The organism is Flavobacterium bomense (genome assembly GCF_003970355.1).
Map to the genome: position 1 here is coordinate 35,662 of NZ_RYDJ01000015.1, position 22,014 is coordinate 57,675.

General features: G+C 34.7%; 22 protein-coding genes. 8 read left to right on the forward strand and 14 right to left on the reverse strand.

The window, feature by feature from the left end; genetic code table 11:
• Window positions 1-150: 150 nt before the first annotated feature.
• The gene (gene rpsO / locus EKL98_RS12280; RefSeq protein WP_066079886.1) at window positions 151-417 is read right to left on the reverse strand and encodes a 30S ribosomal protein S15; all 267 of its coding nucleotides are present in this window, start codon (window positions 415-417) and stop codon (window positions 151-153) included.
• Window positions 418-529: 112 nt separating this feature from the next.
• Window positions 530-985: a GAF domain-containing protein gene (locus tag EKL98_RS12285; RefSeq protein WP_126461863.1), complete on the reverse strand. Its 456-nt coding sequence runs from the start codon at window positions 983-985 to the stop codon at window positions 530-532.
• Between the two features lie 77 nt (window positions 986-1,062).
• On the opposite strand from EKL98_RS12285, the gene xrtF reads away from it, so the two are divergent.
• The 7 genes from xrtF (at window position 1,063) to EKL98_RS12320 (ending at window position 6,840) form a co-directional block, all read left to right on the forward strand.
• On the forward strand, window positions 1,063-1,608 hold the full coding sequence (gene xrtF / locus EKL98_RS12290) for an exosortase family protein XrtF (RefSeq protein WP_126461866.1): 546 nt from the start codon (window positions 1,063-1,065) through the stop codon (window positions 1,606-1,608).
• The gene (locus EKL98_RS12295; protein ID WP_126562682.1) at window positions 1,589-2,032 is read left to right on the forward strand and encodes an exosortase F system-associated membrane protein; all 444 of its coding nucleotides are present in this window, start codon (window positions 1,589-1,591) and stop codon (window positions 2,030-2,032) included. Before xrtF ends, EKL98_RS12295 begins: the two co-directional genes overlap by 20 nt.
• A gap of 523 nt (window positions 2,033-2,555) precedes the next feature.
• The gene (locus EKL98_RS12300) at window positions 2,556-2,825 is read left to right on the forward strand and encodes a hypothetical protein (RefSeq protein WP_126562684.1); all 270 of its coding nucleotides are present in this window, start codon (window positions 2,556-2,558) and stop codon (window positions 2,823-2,825) included.
• Window positions 2,826-3,038: 213 nt separating this feature from the next.
• Window positions 3,039-3,443, forward strand: a complete 405-nt coding sequence (locus EKL98_RS12305) for an HYC_CC_PP family protein (RefSeq protein WP_126461880.1) — start codon at window positions 3,039-3,041, stop codon at window positions 3,441-3,443.
• Window positions 3,444-3,514: 71 nt separating this feature from the next.
• Window positions 3,515-5,527: a TonB-dependent receptor plug domain-containing protein gene (locus tag EKL98_RS12310; protein ID WP_126554722.1), complete on the forward strand. Its 2,013-nt coding sequence runs from the start codon at window positions 3,515-3,517 to the stop codon at window positions 5,525-5,527.
• Window positions 5,528-5,542: 15 nt separating this feature from the next.
• A complete protein-coding gene (locus tag EKL98_RS12315) occupies window positions 5,543-5,887 on the forward strand; it encodes a heavy-metal-associated domain-containing protein (RefSeq protein ID WP_317125142.1) in 345 nt (114 codons plus the stop codon).
• Between the two features lie 272 nt (window positions 5,888-6,159).
• Window positions 6,160-6,840 carry a DedA family protein gene (locus EKL98_RS12320; protein WP_126562686.1) on the forward strand — a complete coding sequence of 227 codons (681 nt, stop codon included), beginning with the start codon at window positions 6,160-6,162 and terminating at the stop codon, window positions 6,838-6,840.
• Window positions 6,841-6,913: 73 nt separating this feature from the next.
• Here the strand turns inward: EKL98_RS12320 and EKL98_RS12325 are convergent, their stop codons facing one another.
• The 12 genes from EKL98_RS12325 to EKL98_RS12380 form a co-directional block, all read right to left on the reverse strand.
• Complete coding sequence (locus EKL98_RS12325; protein WP_126562688.1) at window positions 6,914-9,235, reverse strand: hypothetical protein; 2,322 nt, start codon at window positions 9,233-9,235, stop codon at window positions 6,914-6,916.
• A gap of 224 nt (window positions 9,236-9,459) precedes the next feature.
• Entirely contained in the window at window positions 9,460-11,088 is a 1,629-nt protein-coding gene (groL, locus tag EKL98_RS12330) for a chaperonin GroEL (RefSeq protein WP_126452813.1), read from the reverse strand.
• A gap of 59 nt (window positions 11,089-11,147) precedes the next feature.
• On the reverse strand, window positions 11,148-11,423 hold the full coding sequence (locus EKL98_RS12335; RefSeq protein WP_126452815.1) for a co-chaperone GroES: 276 nt from the start codon (window positions 11,421-11,423) through the stop codon (window positions 11,148-11,150).
• A gap of 140 nt (window positions 11,424-11,563) precedes the next feature.
• Window positions 11,564-11,911 carry a preprotein translocase subunit SecG gene (gene secG / locus EKL98_RS12340; protein WP_126461888.1) on the reverse strand — a complete coding sequence of 116 codons (348 nt, stop codon included), beginning with the start codon at window positions 11,909-11,911 and terminating at the stop codon, window positions 11,564-11,566.
• Window positions 11,912-11,914: 3 nt separating this feature from the next.
• Window positions 11,915-12,766 carry a tetratricopeptide repeat protein gene (locus EKL98_RS12345; RefSeq protein ID WP_126562690.1) on the reverse strand — a complete coding sequence of 284 codons (852 nt, stop codon included), beginning with the start codon at window positions 12,764-12,766 and terminating at the stop codon, window positions 11,915-11,917.
• Window positions 12,767-12,869: 103 nt separating this feature from the next.
• Entirely contained in the window at window positions 12,870-13,373 is a 504-nt protein-coding gene (locus tag EKL98_RS12350; RefSeq protein WP_126461894.1) for an LptE family protein, read from the reverse strand.
• 91 nt (window positions 13,374-13,464) lie between these two features.
• Window positions 13,465-14,721 (reverse strand): sigma-54 interaction domain-containing protein, encoded by a 1,257-nt coding sequence (locus EKL98_RS12355; protein ID WP_126562692.1) that lies wholly within the window; start codon window positions 14,719-14,721, stop codon window positions 13,465-13,467.
• A gap of 88 nt (window positions 14,722-14,809) precedes the next feature.
• Window positions 14,810-16,255: a tRNA (N6-isopentenyl adenosine(37)-C2)-methylthiotransferase MiaB gene (gene miaB, locus EKL98_RS12360; RefSeq protein ID WP_126562694.1), complete on the reverse strand. Its 1,446-nt coding sequence runs from the start codon at window positions 16,253-16,255 to the stop codon at window positions 14,810-14,812.
• Between the two features lie 161 nt (window positions 16,256-16,416).
• On the reverse strand, window positions 16,417-17,202 hold the full coding sequence (locus EKL98_RS12365; RefSeq protein ID WP_126461903.1) for a hypothetical protein: 786 nt from the start codon (window positions 17,200-17,202) through the stop codon (window positions 16,417-16,419).
• A gap of 23 nt (window positions 17,203-17,225) precedes the next feature.
• Window positions 17,226-17,957 carry an MIP/aquaporin family protein gene (locus EKL98_RS12370; RefSeq protein ID WP_126461906.1) on the reverse strand — a complete coding sequence of 244 codons (732 nt, stop codon included), beginning with the start codon at window positions 17,955-17,957 and terminating at the stop codon, window positions 17,226-17,228.
• An 18-nt stretch (window positions 17,958-17,975) separates the two neighbouring features.
• On the reverse strand, window positions 17,976-19,472 hold the full coding sequence (gene glpK / locus EKL98_RS12375) for a glycerol kinase GlpK (RefSeq protein WP_126461909.1): 1,497 nt from the start codon (window positions 19,470-19,472) through the stop codon (window positions 17,976-17,978).
• A 32-nt stretch (window positions 19,473-19,504) separates the two neighbouring features.
• Entirely contained in the window at window positions 19,505-21,088 is a 1,584-nt protein-coding gene (locus EKL98_RS12380; protein WP_126554736.1) for a glycerol-3-phosphate dehydrogenase/oxidase, read from the reverse strand.
• Between the two features lie 146 nt (window positions 21,089-21,234).
• Between EKL98_RS12380 and EKL98_RS12385 the strand changes: the two genes are divergently transcribed.
• Window positions 21,235-21,999, forward strand: a complete 765-nt coding sequence (locus EKL98_RS12385) for a DeoR/GlpR family DNA-binding transcription regulator (RefSeq protein ID WP_126461915.1) — start codon at window positions 21,235-21,237, stop codon at window positions 21,997-21,999.
• The last annotated feature ends 15 nt before the right edge of the window (window positions 22,000-22,014 follow it).

The following is a 22,014-nucleotide window of genomic DNA, read 5'->3' on the forward strand; positions in this document are numbered from 1 at the left end:
CGAAACTTTTTTATTTGCAAATACAAATTGGTACTTACCTTATAATGCGGTCTTAATTCTAATCCCTTTTGTGTCAGGATTATAAAATGAACTTTGGACGCGGAAATATAAAAACAAAAAGAGGCACTCTCGCGCCTCTTTACATATTGATTATTTTCTGATATTCAATACTTTGATAATTTCACGGTATCTGTTGATTTCTGTTTTCTTCAAATAATCCAACAAAGATCGTCTTTTACCTACTAGCAAGACTAATGAACGCTCTGTATTATAATCGTGACGATTTTTTTTCAAGTGCTCCGTTAAGTGGCTAATTCTGAAAGTGAACAAAGCAATTTGAGCTTCTGATTTTCCAGTGTTTGTTTTTTCTCCGTGTTTAGCGAAGATTTCTTCTTTAATCTCTTTAGTTAAATACATTCCAATATTTGTTTAATGATTTTTATGTATGCCTTACAGCTATTGTAAGACGGGTGCAAAAGTAAAAAATAATTATGAATTATGAATTATGAATTATGAATTATTTTAAATCTTAATACAATTTTGCAATTTCCTCATTCACAAAGGCTAAGAACTTTTCGTCTTCTTTTGTAAATGGATCTATGACATGGCTGTCAATATCAATTTGTCCTATGTTTTCTCCGTTTACAAAAAGGGGTACAACGATTTCTGATTTCACGGTAAAACTACAAGCAATATAATTATCTTGCGCTGCAACGTCAGGAACTACAAAGTTTTCGTTTGAAACAGCCACTTGTCCGCAAATTCCTTTTCCAAAAGGGATTACCGTATGGTCTGTTGCTGCTCCCACATAGGGTCCTAAGTGTAATGTTTTAGACTCGTGATTTGCAAAATAAAATCCTACCCAATTATAATAGGCAACAGAGTTACTAAGCAGCTCACAAATAGACAATAGTTTTTCGTCTCTTGACAACGTTGTATTTAATGTGATTTCGGTTACTTTTGGTTGTAGTTCTTGAAATGTCATGTTTTTTTATTTTTATTTGTACAAAAGTATTTAAAGCCAGTTTTAAAAATTACATAAATTTGTTAAAAAAATAGATTTTGAAAAAATATTTTATTCTCTACAAGCCTTTTTTGATTTTTCTAGGTACTTTTTTTTTAACTTATATAGTGCTGACTTTTTTGTATCAGCGTTTTCTTAATGGTTTTGAAGAAAATCAAATAGATTCTGTTACCAGAATGGTAAGTGAAAATACAGAGCAAGTGCTGCAGTTATTTAATGATGAATCTTCAATTGAAGAGAGCACTGCATCTCCTTATATGAAGTTGTTTTATAACCAGAAATATGTAGCCCGAATTGTAGAAGGATGTAATGCAATTAGCGTAATTATTTTGTTTATTTCATTTGTCGTGGCTTTTTCTGGAAAACTACTAACGACGCTGCTTTTTATCTTTGGAGGAAGTCTGTTTATTTATGTATTGAATGTTTTGAGAATAGCTGTTTTAAGCGCACTTATTTTTTATTTTCCAAAACAGGAACCCTTCTTGCACGGAGTTCTTTTTCCTTTGTACATTTATAGTTTAGTTTTTGTATTGTGGTTAATTTGGGTTCGTAAATTTTCAAGATATGCTTCAAAAGATTCTTAATAACAAAGTTCGCGTACTGCAATTTCTTTTTTTTGTTGTATTGCTGGTGCTTGTTCGTGCTTTTGAAAATCAGTTGTTTTATGATCCTTTTCTGGATTTCTTCAAGAAAGATTTTGCGAAGTTACCGTTGCCAAGTTTCAATGCAGTCCAATTATTTTATGGGCTATTGTTTCGTTATACATTAAATACCGCTATTTCATTGGGGATTATTTATGTGCTTTTTAAAGAAATAATGATGGTGAAATTCGCCTTTGTGCTGTATTATTTTCTTTTTATGATTTTAATGGTTGCTTTTTTCTATATCATCTATTTTACTTGGGGAAACCACAATTGGATATTGTTTTATATCCGTCGGTTTCTAATTCAGCCTATTTTTTTATTATTGTTTGTTCCTGGATTTTATTATCAGAAACAAAATAAGTAGTCTTTTTTGTTTGTCTTCAATGTCGATTTAAGTGTCTGTAAATCAAATTTCTATTGCTATTAAAACAGTGAAACATTCTGACTATATAGCCTAATTTAATTCGGATAAACTTAAAAAATCACTGATCAAATCTGGTGCTAGCATTATGGCGGTTGACGCAATTTTACAGGCTATAAAAAAGCAGATGTATGAGGGTATTTCTACAAAATAAATCTACAAAATGGCTTTTTCATTATTGAAGAAAAAGCTGATTTTCATGTCACACGTTATAATTTAAGAGAAACAATTGGACTCTTAAGTACTGCAGTTTTTTTTTGAAAAATATATAGGACGAATTTTTTCGCGTAGCATTATAAATCAATAAATAATTTGACCTTACAAGGTAAATGTGTCTCGCATGAAATAGATGTGCTGGTCAAAAAAACGAAACGATCGCTATGGTCGAATGTAAGTATCATACGGGTCGAGAGGTTGCTACGGATGTGAAAGTTCCGAGGTATATTCGGTCTCGTTTTAAATCCTTTTGGATAGCGTTAAAATTCAGGAAGAAGACAGAATCTCCAAGATCCCATATATTATTGATACTTCAATGGGAATCACTGCACTGAATATTTTTTCTACTAATAAAAAATGGCACAAGTTACCGCCGGGAGAATGTGCTGAAATGAGTAAAATGTTTTCATTAGTTCCGGATTATAAGGAAGCCATGGAGGGGATTTGTAATAATTACAGTGGGGTATCACGCCGAAGGAACACGAGAAAGAAAATTGATGCAAGGGGCAAAAGGAATTAATATTCGCGGGTAATATTATCCGGTAAAAGCAAAAATTCAGGAAATAAAAAGGTTGTCAGCGCATGGTGAAAATCAGCCACTGGATGAACTCCGTATCAAAGTCCAGGAAAAATATAGTTTTGAATGTAAAGTTCCTTTGATAGGACAAGAACTTGAATTGTAGATTTTAACTTGAATTTAGCTTTTGGAGTTTGATTAAATCACTACTTTTGCATGATGAAATTCAAAGGACTGGTTAGTGTTCTTCTTGCTTTTTTCCTATTGGTTTCCAATGTAGGAGTAGCATTTAATCTGCGTTATTGCGGAAATGAAATTTCGTCTATTACTCTTAAAACTCCTGTTGAAGATCAAAAATTAGAAAAAAAATGTTGTAATGTTGTTGAAAAAAAATCAAATTGTTGCGAAGACAAAGAGGTTAATTTTCAAAAGAAGACGGATAAATTAGTCCAAAAAACAGTTTCTGCCGATACAGATTTTACATTTTCAATAAAAGAATGGAATCCTTATGTCTTTTCATTTATTTCAAATTTTCAAAACAGCCAATTTACGTCGTATTGTTTCGATACAAATGCGCCGCTTTTTTTTAAATTATACCACCAATATATTTTCTACGCGTAGCTTTTAATGTTTTAGTAGAACTTGAATCACACTTTAGTGGTTTTACATTATTCTAACATTAAAAATCAATCATGCAAAAACAAATTTCAATATTTTTATTGTTTCTTTTATGTGCTTTTAATTCTTATTCGCAAGATACTTTGCAAGAGATAAAAATACAAGGCAGCAGCAAAAGTTTAAAAAAATCGTACAAACTAACAACTAATACTACAACACTGACAAGCAAAGAATTACTGAAAGCCGCTTGTTGCAATCTGGCAGAAAGTTTCGAAACAAATCCTTCAATTGATGTTAATTTTTCGGATGCTTTGACGGGAACGAAACAAATAAAAATGCTAGGATTGACGAGTCCTTACTTGATGATTACCGAGGAAAATATTCCTTCGGTACGTGGTGCTTCTCAAGCCTATGGGTTGTCATTTACACCAGGAACTTGGGTAGAAAGTATCCAAATTACCAAAGGTGCAGGAAGTGTTGTCAATGGCTTCGAAAGTATTTCGGGACAAATTAATACCGAATTAATAAAACCAATCAGCGATATTCCATTTTTTCTAAATGTCTATGGTTCGACAGATTCTCGATTTGAATTAAATACACATTTCAATACTAAAATTTCTGATAAATGGAGCAGTAGTTTATTTGTACACGGAAATACCAGAGTTGCAAAAAACGATATGAATGACGATGGCTTTCTTGATAATCCATTAGCAAAACAAATCAATGTTTTAAATCGGTGGCAATATACCAATGCCAAAAAAGGGTGGGTGAGTTTCATCAATTTCCGATATATGAATGATCAAAAACAAACAGGAGAATTAAATTTTGATCCGGATAGAGACAGGGGAACGACAAATTATTGGGGTTCCGAAATCAATACGGAACGTTTTGATGTTTCCGCTAAATTAGGCTATGTTTTTCCTGACATGCCATATCAAAGTATTGGTTTTCAGAATGCCTTTAACAGTCACGATCAAAACTCTTATTTTGGACTAAATCAATATAATATTGAACAAAAAAGTTATTATTCGAACCTGATTTTCAATTCGATTATTAATAATACAATGCATAAATTTTCTACAGGTCTAAACTTTACCTATGATAAATACGGTGAGTTTGTCAATGTGAATGATTACAGCAGAATTGATAACTCAGTAGGTGCTTTTTTTGAATATACGTATGATAATACGGAGAATTTTAGCGTAGTTCTAGGCGGCAGAATAGATAATCACAATCGTTTAGGGACTTTTGCTACGCCAAGATTACATGTGCGATACAATCCTTGGGAGAAAGGTGTTTTGCGATTTTCAGCAGGTAGAGGGAAACGAAGTGCTAATGTTTTTGCTGAAAACCAACAGCTTTTAGCTAGTTCAAGAACTTTTGAATTTTTAGATACCAAAGGAAAAATATACGGTTTAAATCCTGAAATTGCATGGAATTATGGATTGAGTTTTATGCAGGGTTTTTTGTTTTTTGGCAAAAGTGCTGATGTTGGTTTTGATTTCTACAGAACTGATTTTCAGAACCAAGCAATTGTTGATATAATGCAAAGTCCGCAACAGGTTTTGTTTTATAACTTGAACGGAAAATCGTATGCGAATAGTTTGCAAGTAGAATTTAATTATGAACCAATAAAGCGTTTTAATTTGAGAACAGCCTACAAATACTATGATGTTCAAACGGATTATTTATCAGGAACCTATCAAAGACCACTACAGGCAAAACATCGTTTCTTTGGAAATTTAGGATTTGAAACGCAAATATTAGAAGAAGGAAAACAATGGAAGTTTGATTATACGCTTAACTGGCTCGGAAAACAACAATTACCCAATACGTCAATCAATCCTGAAGTTGACAGGCTGCCTGAATTTTCACCTTCATTTTCTGTGATGAATATACAGGTTACACGATCTTTTTCTCCAACTTTCGAAATCTATATTGGCGGAGAAAACATTGGTAATTACAAGCAGGACAATGTTATCTTGGGTAATGAAAATCCATTTGGACCTACTTTTGACGCATCAATAGTTTATGGTCCAGTTTTTGGACAAATGTATTATGCGGGTTTACGTTTTAAAATTAAATAGGTTAAAAAAAATTAAATGATGAAAAATATAACACTAGTAATGTTACTGATTTTTGTTGGGTTTACGGTTCAGGCTCAAGAAGGGAAAAGCAAAAATGCTAAGGTTGAATTTCATGTGAGCGGGAATTGTGACATGTGCAAAAAGAGAATTGAAAAAGTGGCATTTAGTGTTTCTGGTGTGAAATCTGCCGAATGGCATATGGATTGTGGTACTTTATATCTGATTATAAACGAACAAAAAACGAATGTTCCAACAATTCAAAAAGCGATTGCGAAAGTAGGTCACGACACAGAGGGAGCCAGGGCTTTAAAGGAAGATTATGACAGTCTTCATGCTTGTTGTCAATATAAACGAAAATAATTTTAAAGAAACGCCAAAGTGAAAACTTTGGTTTTTTTAATGCCATACTTTAATTTTTTTTGAGTAAAAATTGTAGTTGTTAACTATGAAAAACGGTTATACACATAACTAAAATCAGGATTTTTATAAACAACTTTTGGCTGTAAATAATGTAAAGATAATTCTGCTACTTTAAATAGTTAATAAAACTTTAAAATAGTATCATAAATTGTGGTTGAGATATATTATCCGTACTTTCACGCACGAATAATTTTAGCATAAAACACCTTAGAATGAACGATTTTGATTGGAAGAATTTAATTGACCCACTTTTTTATATTCATTTTGATGTTAATGGAATTAAATTGGGTATTTATATAGTTTTATTTATTGTTTTTGCGGAGACGGGTCTTTTTGCAGGTTTTTTTCTGCCAGGAGATAGTTTATTGTTTTTGGCAGGAATTTACAGTCGCGAATTGATAGAGAATATTTTAGTTATCAATAATGATTTTCTAAATGTGGTCCTCCTATCCACACTTGTCGCATTGTCAGGAATTTTAGGAAACGTAGTAGGCTACTGGTTTGGTTCTAAAAGCGGGTATTATCTATACAACAAGGAAGATAGTTTTTGGTTTAAGAAAAAGTACTTGGTTCAATCAAAAGATTTTTTTGAAAAATACGGAGGTAAGGCAATTATTTTTGCTCGATTTCTTCCAATATTGAGGACTTTTGCACCAATAGTTGCCGGAATCGTTTCAATGGATAAGAAGAAGTTTATGTTTTATAATATTTTAAGTTCTTTTATTTGGTCGTTCACCCTAATTTTTGCCGGACATTATTTATATGGTTTTTTACTTGAGAATTATAAGATTGATCTAAAGGAGCATATCGAATTAATTGTATTGATTTTAGTAGGGATTACTGTTTTACCGGTAATTTATAAGTTTAGCAAAAAAGCTAAAGTTCAAGAATAAATCTAATTTAAAAATTAAAAATGCCACCAAATAATGTAGGACTATTTGGTGGCATTTTTAATAGTTCTTCGATTTACTTTAATTGAACCACTTTTTCTTCATGAAAAATTTGTCCGTCTGTAGTCATGCCCTCAATGATAATTTTGCAGTTTTTTTTGTTATAATCTAGAATATCAAATGTGAAATTACCGTTTGAATCTGAAATTGTTTTTGTAAACCAATTAATTGTGCCAAAATTATTAAAACCGTTACTAGAAGCATTCTCGTATTCTAAATTTTGAAAAGTACTACTTTTTGAAAATGCATCTTTTACAAAAAACGAATTTGGATTTGATTTTTTGGAGTGAGTATTTTGTTGTTTTTTGGTGTAAATTCTAATTATCCCAAGATTATTGTTACCGCCTGCCACTATAGCTAGAGCATTAATATAGATTTCATCAAGTTCATCCATTTTTAAAAATTCAAGTTCATAATAATCAAAGTAGAGTTGCCTATCATCAATATAAACAATAGGTGTGGGTGGTGGTCCTACACTTAATTGAGGCAATCTACTATATATATTTATCTTGCCAATGGTTCGATCTACCATGAACCCATTTTGTTCTATGAAATTTAAAATTCTTGAAGAGTTGTTGGTACTATCAATTTTATGACCACGAAGCATTCTGTTTGAAAGAATATTAATATGTGTTAATTGTTTTTTTTTGTTTTTTGACACAACTTCTTTAAGTTGAATGGCTTTTTCCTTAAAGTATGGTAAATCAAGATTTACGGTTTTAATAGTATCATTTTCTAAATTACAGTTCTTTTTAATAAGACCAGTAAAAACTTTATTATATAGTTTTTTTCTATTGACAACTTGTAGCGCTAATTTTGCATCAACATATTCAAAATTTGGTTGTTTATGCAAGGATAAATTAACATAAGTAGAATCTGTTAAAAGCAGATTTTGGAATTCGAAAGTACCATTTTCAGTGACATCAGCTGATGCCGTTATGAATTCTTTACTGCTTACTAGTTTTACTTTATGAAATGATTTACTTTTAAGTGGGTTAGCTACGGTTCCTTTTAAATTAATTCCAATGTCAAAAGTATAATGTGCAGTAGGTGGTTGCAGTTTCATGTAATCCCAATCATATTTTAGGCTTTCTTGATTCAGTAGAGCCAAATCTAATTCGTAATATTTTAATCTATTTACATCATTTAAATAATAATTAGAATTTAAAAGAGATGTCTTTAAATAAGGGTTGATAGTCAATCCTGCGATGATAGAATTGTTATCGTCGATACTTTTCGTTTCTACAGGCAAAACAGAAATACTAATCATATTATTAGTTGAATTGGAGAATGCGGCAAGTTTTATAATGTTTCCCTGTTGATTATTTTTTATAACATCATAATTATTTTTTGTAATTGGACTAATGTATATTTGTCTTTCAGACCATTGTTTTAATTCGTTATCAATTATTCTGATAGTATTAATTCCTGGATTTAGACCTGTATTATTGACAACAATTATTTGCTCTAAGTTATTAGGATTAATGTTTAAAGGTTCAACGATGAAATTTTGGTCTTGATGAATAACTAAATTTAATCCACGAAATTGTAAGCTATTGAAACTAGATTTATTTGTTTTTACTTTGATTTTAGTTTTGTTGTCTAGCATGAAGGAACTTGCTTCAATAGCAACGCCTATTAAATTAGCAGGGGGCAAATTATTTTCGATAATTTTGTCTTCATATTTCACTGCTACTGTTAGCACTTCTGTAGTTGGGATTGTGTGAAATTTTCCGAAGCCAAAATTATTTAATTTGACGGTTTGCAAAGCCTCTCCTTTGCTATTTTGTATAGTTGCTTCAAGATTTATAGGTGTATTATTATTGCAGTCTTTTACTTGTATCCCGATCGTATTTGAAACTCCGCTGATAAGATTTTTCCCTTCTGGATTTAGGTAAACTTTAAGTGTTTCTTTAACTATTTTTTCCGTATTCTGAATGCCTTGGTCTGGATTGATTATGTTTACTTTTACCAAAGTAGATTCATTTTCTGTAAAGTTGTTCATCCAGTTAGTATATACTTGGATGTAATAGTTTCCGGAGTCCAGATTAGGGCCAAGTTTAATATGACCCGAAAAAACACCATTATCAGCAAATACTAATTTTTCAGAGAGTTGTTTTCCTTTTTCGTCAAGTAATAGTACAAAAACATTGGAAGTGTAAAATGGTTTAGTAGTCTTTCTAGTAACTATGTATCCTTGATACCATATAGTCTCTTCGCTTAAGAATGTTGATTTATTTACATGAATATGGATTGCTTCTCTATCTAATTTAAAATAATTTTTAAGAACAACACCAATCTTTGATTTTACGGTTTCTTCATTATTCTGGCTAAACATAACTGAAGATACTAAAAAAGTAACGAATAGAAAAAAACGCCTTGGTTTTATCATAAAAAACAGATTGCCTTAGTTACTAATTTAGTAGTAAAGGTATGAAATTAATTCACTAATGCAATGTTAACTCTACAAAAACAATGAGCCCGAAATATAATCGAGCTCATTTTCTTTAAAAAATCTAAATATATTGGTTTATTTTAAATTTTAATCTAAAAGATGTATTGTTACATCATCCCTGGCATGCCGCCACCCATTGGGTTTCCACCACCATTATCTTCTTTAATATCAATTAAAGCACATTCAGTAGTCAATATCATTCCGGCAACTGAAGCTGCATTCTCTAAAGCTACACGAGTTACTTTTTTAGGATCAATAATTCCTGCTTTAAGCATGTCGACATATTCGTCTGTTTTTGCGTTATAACCAAAATCACCACTACCTTCAGCGACTTTTGCAACAACTACAGACCCTTCAAGACCTGCGTTTTCAACAATAGTTCTCAATGGAGACTCCACTGCACGAGATACAATTTGAATTCCGGTTGCTTCGTCAGCATTATCTGCTTTAATAGCACTAAGTGCATTTTTAGCTCTCAGTAAAGCAACTCCACCACCAGCAACAATTCCTTCTTCAACTGCAGCACGAGTAGCGTGAAGTGCGTCATCTACTCTGTCTTTTTTCTCTTTCATTTCTACTTCAGATGCAGCACCTACATAAAGTACAGCAACTCCACCAGCTAATTTAGCCAAACGTTCTTGCAACTTTTCTTTGTCATAATCAGAAGTGGTAGCTTCCATTTGACCTTTGATTTGGTTGACACGATTTTTGATCATATCCGCATCACCTGCACCACTTACAATTGTAGTATTATCTTTATCGATAGTCACTTTCTTAGCAGTACCTAACATTTCGATAGTTGTGTTTTCTAAAGTGTATCCTCTTTCTTCTGAAATTACAGTTCCACCAGTTAAAATAGCGATGTCTTCTAACATAGCTTTTCTTCGGTCTCCAAAACCAGGCGCTTTTACAGCGGCGATTTTCAAGGCTCCACGTAATTTATTTACCACTAGTGTAGACAATGCTTCCCCATCTACGTCTTCAGCAATAATCAATAATGGTTTCCCAGATTGTGCTACAGGCTCAAGAACCGGTAATAATTCTTTTAAAGAAGAAACTTTTTTGTCATATAAAAGGATGTATGGATTTTCTAGTTCTACCTCCATTTTTTCTGAATTGGTAACAAAATAAGGAGAAAGATATCCTCTGTCAAACTGCATGCCCTCAACAACATCAACATACGTATCTGTTCCTTTAGCTTCTTCAACAGTAATAACCCCTTCTTTTCCCACTTTTGCGAAAGCAGCAGCGATTAACTCCCCAATTACTTCGTCATTGTTAGCAGAAATTGAAGCGATTTGTTTGATTTTTTCAGAATCCGTACCTACTACTTTGGCTTGTTTAGCCAAATCAGCAACAATAGCATCAACTGCTTTGTCTATCCCGCGTTTCAAATCCATAGGATTGGCTCCGGCAGCAACATTTTTCAATCCTTCTTTTACGATCGCTTGTGCCAAAACGGTTGCAGTTGTAGTTCCGTCTCCGGCTAAATCATTCGTTTTAGAGGCTACTTCTTTTACCATTTGTGCGCCCATATTTTCTAGTGGGTCTTTCAATTCAATCTCTTTTGCTACAGTTACACCATCTTTAGTAACGGTTGGTCCGCCAAAAGCTTTTCCAATAATAACATTACGACCTTTTGGCCCTAGCGTTACTTTTACTGCATTTGCCAATGCATCAACACCACGTTTTAATCCGTCACGTGCTTCTATATCAAATTTTATATCTTTTGCCATTTTAAATTTTGTTTAATGTTTATTTGAAGGGACAAGTCACGACTTGTCCGTACTTTAATTTAGATAATTGCAAGAATATCGTCTTCACGCATGATCAAATAATCTTTTCCTTCTAGTTTCAATTCAGTACCAGCATATTTTCCGTACAAAACAGAATCACCAATTTTCACTGTCATAGTGTGGTCTTTTGTTCCGTTTCCTACAGCAACAACAGTTCCTTTTTGTGGTTTTTCTTTGGCAGTATCAGGGATGAAGATTCCTGACGCCGTTTTTGTTTCAGCAGCAACGGGCTCGATAAGGACTCTGTCTGAAAGAGGTTTAATGTTTAAATCCATGATTTTATATTTTTTAGTATTCAATATTAATTAATAAAGATGAAGATTTCAGAAATTGTGCCATCTTAATCAAACTGACACATTTTCTTATAAAAAATGCCAGCTTTGACAGGCTGGCATTTAGAATATGTAGAAGTGATTTATTTTACTGGATTTGTAGCTGCAGGTGTGTTTTGAGCAGGTACTGCTATAGGAGTAGTTGTGTTTGGTGCAGCGGTTCCCATATTGTCAATGATTTTAGAATCAGTATCACTTAATGTTCCTGTAAAGCTCAAGCTTGAAAGTAATATAAGTGCGATTAATATAGTTGCTAATGTCCAAGTGCTTTTGTCTAAAAAGTCAGTTGTTTTTTGTACCCCGCCTAACATTTGAGAACCACCTATTGTAGAGGATAATCCACCACCTTTAGGGTTTTGAACCATGATTACTACGATTAATAGAAAACAAACTATAGTTATTAAAACTAAAAAAATTGAAAATGTGCTCATTGTTTAATTATTATTATGTTGTAAAATCTTAATATCCGTTATGCGGTCTGCAAAGAAACTACTTTTTTCTGGATATTTCAAAATTAATATTTCATAAGCTTGTATCGCTTTTTGATATTTTTTTTGTTCCAAGTAAACTCGGGCTAAAGTCTCGGTCATCAAGTACGAGTTATCTGGTGCATTTAGGTCTAAGGTCACTGAGGAAGCAGCGCCGTGTTTTACAGGAGAAATCTTTGGACTTGTTTCTATAAATTTATTGATTAAGTCTAATTTTTTTCTTTTCTCCTCGTCCATTGGATCAGCCGGTTTTTTAGAATCCTCATTCTCTCTTTCTATAGGTTCTGTACGAGAGAGCTGTAGCCATTCTTGGAAGGAATGTTGTTCTTTTGCCGAAAAATCCAACGGTTTTCCAAGATCCATTTTTTCTGCTATTGGTATAGAATTCGTTTGGATTGGGGCGGTTGGAGAAGCTTCCTTTATTGAGGTAAGAATGGATTGTTCTAAAGGATTTAATTTGGGTTCTTTTTTTTCTTGAAACGAAATAATTTCACTTTCAATTACCGGAATGTCAAGGATTTCAAGTGCTTTTTTAGTAAAGAGACTTTTGTGAATTGAAGTAAAAACATCGGAGGTAATAAAGTCAAATAAAATGGATCTGTCCGTTGTATAAGCAGCCGTTATTTTTAAAGCACCATTGTATTTATAACTGTTCTCATTGTACAGGCCTTTTAGGTGAAGTGCTCTGGCGCTCTGAAAATAAGGAAATTCGTTTAATACTTTTTCCAAAGCTTCTGTTTGCTTTTGATGTACAACATCAGGTTTGTTAATCAAATAAGTATAATCAGTTACATTCATTTTTCAAGTGTTCGATGTTCAGTAATCAATGTTCAACAATCAGGCTTCAAGTTTTAGTATATTGCACTGAATACTAAAAACTGCCAACTGGATATTTCTTTATTTACCATTTAGCCAGAGATTCATTAAATATATCTTGTGTTATTCTTTCAAAAATATCTTTTAAAGCAGCATTCAAGGTTGCGCCTGTCAATTGTTGTTGTGCAGGATAATCAAAGAAAAAAGTAAATGGTTTTTCAAAATCATCTGTTTCTTTTTTCTTATTGGTAAAACGAACATTCACACGAATTGTCAAACGGTTTTGAGAAGCTTGCTGGTCTGCCGTTGCTGTCATAGGGCTAATTCTGTAATCAACAATTTCTCCTTCATAGGTTAAATCTGCACCATTTTGTACCAAGTTTAAATTGGTTTGATTCTGAATCAAATCTTGAAGTTCTAGTGTAAATGTCCGGTCAATTCCGGGTTCAATTAATTCAGCATTATTCTGAAAAAAGCCCACTTGAAATGTTTCAGCATCAATTTTCCCCGTCCCTGTAAAGTTGTAAACCGAGCAACTGTTGATGCTTATTATAAGTACGGAGAGAAGTATACGTTTTAGATATTTCATTTTATTTTTTAAAAATTGCTTCGCCGGCTCACCAATGTTCGGGTCAAATATATTCATTTTCAATTAAACACGTTGTATTTTTCGGACTACATTATAAATCAAATTGTTTGATTTTCCGGTATAAAGTTCTTTCGGAAATTCCCAATTCATCTGCGGCGGCTTTTCGTTTTCCTTTATTTTTTTCTAATGATTTCTTAATCATTTCTATCTCTTTTTGTTCCAGACGCAAGGTTTCCTCTTCTTCGACAGTTTCGGCAAAAAGATAATTATCATCTCTTTCCTGATAATCGTTGTCATTGTTTTTTGCAGCTATTAAAGTTGCTCTTGGTTCTTCTTCAAAATCAATTTCACTATCATTTTCCTTAGATCCATATATTTTCTTGATCAAGTTTTGATTTGTTTCCTGGACTTTAGAAACGCCATTCTGGATGAGTTCTAAGGTCAGTTTTTTTAAATCATTTAGATCGCTTTTCATATCAAAAAGTACTTTGTACAAAATTTCTCTTTCGGTACTAAAATCACTTTCGTTTTTTTGGTCTTTAATAACGGAAGGTAAATTGTTTCCTTGTACGGGTAAATAGGATTGTAATGTCACTGCAGATATCTCCCTGTTAGTTTCTAAAACGGATATTTGTTCCGCTACATTTCGCAATTGTCGGATGTTTCCGCTCCAACGAAATTTTTGCAATAATTGCACAGCACTTTCATCCAGTTTCAAAGGCGGCATTTTATATTTATGGGCAAAATCAGCGACGAATTTCCTAAACAATAAGTGAATATCCTCTTTTCGATCGCGCAAAGGGGGCAAAGTAATATCCACCGTACTTAAACGATAATAGAGGTCTTCACGGAATTTCCCTTTTTCGATAGCATCAAATAAATTGACATTTGTGGCCGCCACAATTCGCACATTTGTTTTTTGTACTTGTGAAGAACCTACTTTTATAAATTCACCATTTTCAAGAACACGCAACAAACGCACTTGGGTGGTCAAGGGTAATTCGCCCACTTCATCCAGAAAAATAGTTCCTCCATCAGCCACTTCAAAATAACCTTCCCGAGTTCCTGTTGCTCCGGTAAAAGCGCCTTTTTCATGCCCAAAAAGCTCACTGTCAATGGTTCCTTCTGGAATGGCGCCACAGTTTACGGCAATGTATTTTCCGTGCTTTCTGTGCGAAAGTGAATGAATAATTCTGGGAATATTTTCTTTTCCAACTCCGCTTTCTCCGGCTACCAAAACGGTAATGTCAGTAGGAGCAACTTGAATGGCTTTTTCTATCGCACGATTAAGCTTCGGGTCATTCCCGATAATCTCAAATCGTTGTTTAATATTTTGAACTGATTCCATATTGTTATTGCGAGGCACGAAGCAATCTCATTAATAATTACTTAAATTCTTTTATTTCTAATGAATTAAAAATTAGCCACTAATTTTATTAATTCATTTCACTCAAACCAACCGCTTTCCCTTTCAAAGTGCCGCTTGTACAACTTTCAACTTTAACCAAAACAAAATCTCCTATTTTATAATCTTCTTTCGGAAAAACTACGGTAATACTTTGTGAATTTCTGCCGGAAAACTCCTCAGTCGATTTTTTCGAAACTTTTTCTACTAAAACTTCTACGGTTTGTCCAATGAATTCTTCACTGCGGAACCAAGCATGTTTTTGTTGTAAATCGACAATTTCCTGTAGTCTTCTTGCTTTTGTTTCATCGGTAACATCATCTTCCATTTTTCTTCCAGCCAAAGTTCCCGGACGTTCGGAATACGAATACATATACCCAAAATTATATTTCACATACTCCATCAAGCTCAAGGTATCTTGATGATCCTCTTCGGTTTCTGTAGGGAAACCAGCAATCATATCCTGTGAAATGGAACCATTTGGAATAATAGTCCTGATTTTGTCAATCAAAGTCATGTACTCTTCACGCGTGTGCAAACGGTTCATTTCTTTCAGAATTCTATTGCTTCCAGATTGGACAGGCAAGTGAATGTGTTTGCAAATATTAGGATGTTTTGCAATCACGTGCAACACACTTTCATGCATATCCTGCGGATTAGAGGTTGAAAATCGAATACGCATTTTAGGAAAACCTACGGCTACCATTTCAAGGAGTTGGTCAAAGTCAACAGCAGTTGCTTTTTGCATTTTGGTAGCGTTCTCAAAATCTTTTTTTAATCCGCCGCCGTACCAAAGAAAACTATCCACATTTTGTCCCAAAAGTGTAATTTCTTTGAAACCTTTGTCCCACAAATCCTGAATTTCTTTCATTATACTTTGTGGTTCACGGCTGCGTTCGCGTCCTCTGGTAAAAGGTACCACACAAAACGTACACATATTATCGCAACCACGAGTAATTGAAACCAAAGCCGTAATTCCGTTGCTCATCAATCGAACAGGAGAAATATCGCCATAAGTTTCATCCTTCGATAAGATCACGTTAATGGCATCACGTCCTTCTTCTACTTCTTGCAAAAGGTTCGGCAAATCTTTATAGGCATCAGGACCTACAACGAGGTCAACAATTTTCTCTTCTTCCAGAAATTTACTTTTCAAACGTTCTGCCATACAGCCCAAAACGCCCACTTTCATCTTTGGATTAATGCGTTTTACGGCATTGTATTTCTCCAGACGTTTGCGAATTGTTTGCTCTGCTTTATCCCGAATAGAACAGGTATTCACCAAAACTAAATCGGCTTCTTCCAGAATTTGCGTCGTATTATATCCGTTTGAGGATAATATAGAAGCTACAATTTCACTATCCGAAAAATTCATTGCGCAACCGTAACTCTCAATAAAAAGTTTCTTCGTGTTCTCGGGTTTGTTTTCTAAAACAAGACTTTCTCCCTGCTTGCTTTCTTCTATTATCTTTTCCATTGCATATTTTCAAAGTGCAAAGATAACGCAATTGAAATAAATATGACAAGATGTCAGATTAAGAATTAACACTATTTTGGGTTTTAATTTTGGAATAACGAAAACGTTCTTTTGTTTCTAAAAGAACGTTTTCGTTATCAAACCAGGTGTTGTTGTTGTAATTAGAACAATACCACACCCAATTGAATTCGGGCAATTTTAAGGGCTGGATTCCACATGGCTACTGCGGAAACAGGAAGTTTGTAATTTAGAATGTGAATGTTTTTATACGCCCTGATTCCGGTATTTACAATATCAAAATTACTGTTGGGATCATTTGTATATAAATGGGATTCTCCGTTTAAGGCAAATCCGGCTCCTAAATAGGCCTCTAAAGTGATTTTTTGATTTTTCAATAACGGATATCCTAATTCAACATAGGTGGAATATCTGTTTTTATAATCGAGGTTATTCATTAATTCACGATCATTACCGTAAAGCAGAAAATCAGCTTCTATCCGCAAAGGAAATCGGTCAGGAAATTGATAGGATGTTCTTAAGTCAAGAATGTGCGTGGTTGTTTTTCGATCGTAATTAAAAACGGCAGGGTTTTCAATATTTGTAGTATTGAATAGGTCCCATAAGGCGATTGAAAAACCATTTTTTTTGTATTGAATGTAATAATCAATTTCTTTGTACTCGCCATCAAACCCATTCCCGCCCCAAAGACCCACGGTTAGATTTCGTTTTTTGTCCAAAGCATAATGAATGTTTCCCATGGCAGTCATGCTTCCGTTGATAACCAGTCCTCTCCAGAGGTGGCTCGTTTTTAATTCTACATCAAAATCTAGTCGGTTCGTTTTTGTGTTTGCTACAGCTGCTGGAATGGTATCGGCAACAGGAGTTTCTTGGGCATATCCAGCTAGCCCTATAATAGAGATTATAGTGGTAAAAAATAATTTTCGCATGATTTTACTTTTAAAAAAGAAGGTTAGAGAAGTAACATATATAAGGTTGCGGCCAAACAGGAACCTATTATAGGGCCAACGATAGGAACCCAGGCATATCTCCAATCGCTGCTGCCTTTTATGGGTAAAATAGCGTGTATGATTCGAGGTCCCAAATCTCTTGCAGGATTTATAGCATACCCTGTGGTTCCTCCCAAGGATAATCCTATAGCCCAAACTAAAATAGCGACCGGTAAAGCGCCAACAGTTCCAAGTCCAATTGCAGCGCCAGTATCAGAACTCATGATCAGTTCTGGACCGGCAATATAGAATATCACGAAAATTAATACAAAAGTGGCGATGATTTCACTCATTAAATTGGAGGAGTAATTCCGAATCGCGGGTCCTGTGCAAAAACAAGCAAGTTTTCCGCCTTCATCTTCTGTGGCTGCAAAATGATCTTTATGGGAAAGCCAAACTAAAAAGGCTCCTAGCATAGCTCCAATGAATTGAGCCAAGATGTAGGAAGCAACCTGTGACCAGGCAAATTTTCCTATGAGTGCCAAGCCTAAGGTGACAATAGGATTTAAATGCGCACCGCTAATCGGACCGGCAACAGCAACGCCTACAAAAACGGCAAAACCCCATGCTGTACTGATGACAATCCATCCGGAATTATTTCCTTTGGTTCCTTTAAGAACTACATTGGCAACTACGCCATTACCTAATAAAATCATTAGCATGGTACCGAGAATTTCTGCAATAAATGGAGTCATAATGTATGGTTTTAATGATTAATTTTCTATCCAGTTTCCAGCTCGGCCTACCGCTTTATCCCAGTTTTTTACCAATTCAGTGACAGTGTCTCTGGGCATTTCGGGTGAAAATTCACGGTCTATTGTCCATTGTTTTTGTAATTCATCTACGCTGTCCCAATATCCAATAGCTAAACCGGCTAAATAAGCTGCTCCTAGGGCTGTTGTTTCTAATGTCTTTGAGCGAATCACTTTGAAATTAAAAAGATCCGATTGAAATTGCATCAATAAATTATTTGCAACTGCTCCGCCATCCACTCGTAGTTCTGTTCCTTTTTTTTCAAAATCGGCCTCCATGGCTTTTGCTAAATCATAGACTTGATACGCTATTCCTTCAAGAGTTGCTCTCGCAATGTGCGCGTTTGTGGTTCCTCTGGTTATCCCAACTATGGCTCCTCGAGCGTATTGGTCCCAGTAAGGAGCTCCTAGACCTGTTAATGCGGGAACAAAATACACACCTCCGTTGTCCGGAACGCTGGCTGCTAGTTCTTCAATTTCATGGGCAGCATCAATCATTTTAGCACCATCTCTTAGCCATTGTACGGCTGCACCACCCACAAAAACACTGCCTTCCAATGCATAAGTTGTTTTTCCGTTAATTTTCCAGGCTATGGTTGTTAATAAATTATTTTTAGAATAAACGGGCTTTTCGCCAGTATTCATTAGCATAAAACAACCGGTTCCGTACGTGTTTTTTACCATTCCGGGATTGATACACAACTGTCCAAAAAGAGCTGCTTGTTGGTCTCCTGCAACGCCTGCTATAGGGATTTTTGTAGAAAACAGCGTGGTTGAGGTTACTCCATAGACCTCACTACTTTGTTTTATTTCTGGCAATATCGATTGCGGGATATCGAATAAATTTAATAATTCCTGGTCCCATTCTAAAGTATGAATGTTTAACATCATCGTACGACTAGCATTAGAAACATCAGTCATGAACATTTTACCTCGGGTCAATTTCCAAATAAGCCAAGTGTCGACAGTTCCAAAACACAATTTTCCTTGTTCTGCTTTTTCACGAGCCCCTTCCACATTATCTAAAATCCATTTTAATTTTGTGGCAGAAAAATAAGCGTCTAAAACCAGTCCTGTTTTTTCTTTGATCATATCTCCGTGCCCTTGAGCTTTCAATGCGTCACAATATTTTGCAGTTCTCCGGTCTTGCCAAACAATGGCATTATAAATTGGAATACTGGTTTCTCTATCCCAAACAATTGTGGTTTCTCTTTGATTGGTGATGCCAATGGCGGCGATTTCTTTTCCTGAGATTCCTACTTTTGCAATAACTTCAGCGGTTACGCTCATTTGTGAGGACCAGATTTCGTTTGGATCGTGTTCTACCCATCCTGGTTTTGGGAAAATTTGTTCAAAAGATTTTTGAGACACGTTGACAATTTCTCCATCGTGGTTGAAGACAATTGCCCTGGAGGAGGTAGTTCCTTGGTCAAGGGCAAGAATTAGTTTGTTTTTCATTTTGGGTGTTTTTATGTTAATAGAGTTGTATATTATTTTACTTGAAATTCTGTTAAAAGGAAACCGTTGGCCAGAGTTCTAAATTCAGCTGTTTGAGCTTCGGCCCAAGGGGTGTCACGGCCTAATTCTTTGGCTAATAATTGAGCAACTTTTTCAGAAGAATCAATCGCTGCTCTGGCGTCTAAAAACAAAAGTCGCACGCGTCTGGCCAATACATCTTCAATGGTTCTGGCCATTTCGAAACGAATAGCCCAAGCCACTTCTGCCATGGTATAATCATAATCAGGATGTAGTTTCTCTTTTAATAAAGGCTCGTCTTCCTGTAATTTCAGTATTTTAGGAATGTCAGTTCCATAAATGTATAAATGATTCTCTCGGTCTGTTACGGAAGTTATTTTATTGCCGTGGATAGCGATGTGTTCCGTTTTACATCCTTTTTTAGGTAAATTATGGACTTTGATGGCTTTGCCAATAACGTCTTCAGCGATTTTTCGGTACGTAGTCCATTTTCCTCCGGTGATGGTGATTAATCCGGTATCCGAAACAATTATTTTATGACTTCTGGAAACTTCTTTGGTACTTTGCCCTTTTTTTTCTGGCGCTGCCAAAGGTCTTAAGCCTGCAAACACTGATAAAACATCGCCTCTTGTTGGTTTTTTCTCTAGAAATCTTTGAGCAGTTTCTAAAACGAAATCAATTTCTTGTTCCAAGGCAATTGGCTCCAGACTCGATTTTTTAACCAAAGTATCGGTGGTTCCTACCACAATTTTATCATGCCACGGCACTGCGAATAAAACGCGTCCGTCACTTGTTTTTGGAATCATTAAAGCATGTTCGCTTGGTAAGAACGATTTGTCAAAAACCAAGTGAATCCCTTGGCTTGGAACAATATATTTCTTGTATTCCAAATCATTCATTTTCATGATTGAGTTGGTAAAAACCCCGGTAGCGTTAATAACGGCAGTTCCGTTTAATTTATATTTGGTGCCGGTTTCTTTATCTTCAAATTCTACTCCCGTAACTTGGTTTTTATCGTCTTTCAATAAATTAATCACTTTCGAATAATTCAAAAGCGTAGCTCCTTTTTCAACGGCTGTTTGCGCAATGTTGATTGCCAAACGCGAATCATCAAACTGTCCGTCTTGATATACAACGCCGCTAACCAATCCTTTTTGTGTAATGGTCGGAAGCAATTCTATTGTTTTTTTTCTGGACACATATTTAGAAGCGCCTAAGCTTAATCGTCCGGCTAACATATCGTATATGGTTAATCCTACGGTATAGAAATAACCGCCCCACCAATTATAATTTGGAATCACAAAGGATTGGTTTTTCACCAAGTGACCAGCGTTTTGTGCCATTAGGCCTCTTTCTTTTAGGGCTTCGCGTACCAAAGCAATGTCTCCTTGTTCTAAATACCGAACCCCACCATGAACTAACTTTGTGCTTCGACTGGAGGTTCCTTTGGCAAAATCAATTGATTCCAACAGTATGGTTTTGAAACCTCTGCTAGCTGCGTCTAGCGCTATTCCTAATCCGTTAGCACCACCGCCAATGATAATTACATCCCAATTTTTGGTTTGTGTAAGTTGAATTAATTGTTCTGATCTTTTCATTTTATTGTTTTTATACCGTAACACAATATTTCGTTTTACAAACATAACGAAATAAATCGAAACAAAATGAAACTATTCAAAATAACCTGTTTTATTTTTTATTTCTAAAAGAATACCTATCTTTATTTCAATATTTAAACAGTAGTATGACTATAATTAATATCAGACAGGAACTAATAATAGAGGAATTAAATCAAAAAGGGTATGTTCATGTGGTGGAGCTGTGCGAAACACACAAGGTTTCGTCCGTAACCATACGGAAGGATTTGAGTTTTTTAGAAAGCAAGAATCTGTTGCATCGTACCCATGGAGGCGCTAGTAAACAGCCCATTTATGCGTTTGAAAGAAATGTAAGTGATAAAGAATTGCTTCAGGTAGAGCAAAAGAAGCTTATCGCAAGAGCGGCTTTGAGTTACATTAATGACAATGATTACATCATTATGGGCTCCGGGACTACGATTCATAATTTATCTAAAGTGATGGGGGGCTTTCAAAAATTAACTGTACTGACTCCTTCGCTTAAAGTTTCTTTAGAGCTCTGCAAACATTCGGAAATTGATACCATTCAACTGGGTGGTGATATTAGAAAAGCATCAACTTCAGTTGTGGGTGCTATTGCTGAAGGAATTTTGAGCCAGTTTTCCTGTAATAAATTATTTATTGGAACTGATGGGCTTCATTTAGAGTTTGGTTTAAGTACTTCAAATGCTATGGAAGCTCATTTGAATCAAGCGATGATTGATGTAGCCGAAAAAGTAATTGTTTTGGCCGATTCAACTAAAATGAATGTAAGGGGTTTTGGTAAAATCTGCAATGTAGAAAAAATTGATGTTTTAATTACCGATGAAGGTATCGATATCGAAACTAAAACGAAACTGGAAGAAATGGGGTTGAATGTCGTTGTTGTGTAAAAGGGCTTCTTTTAA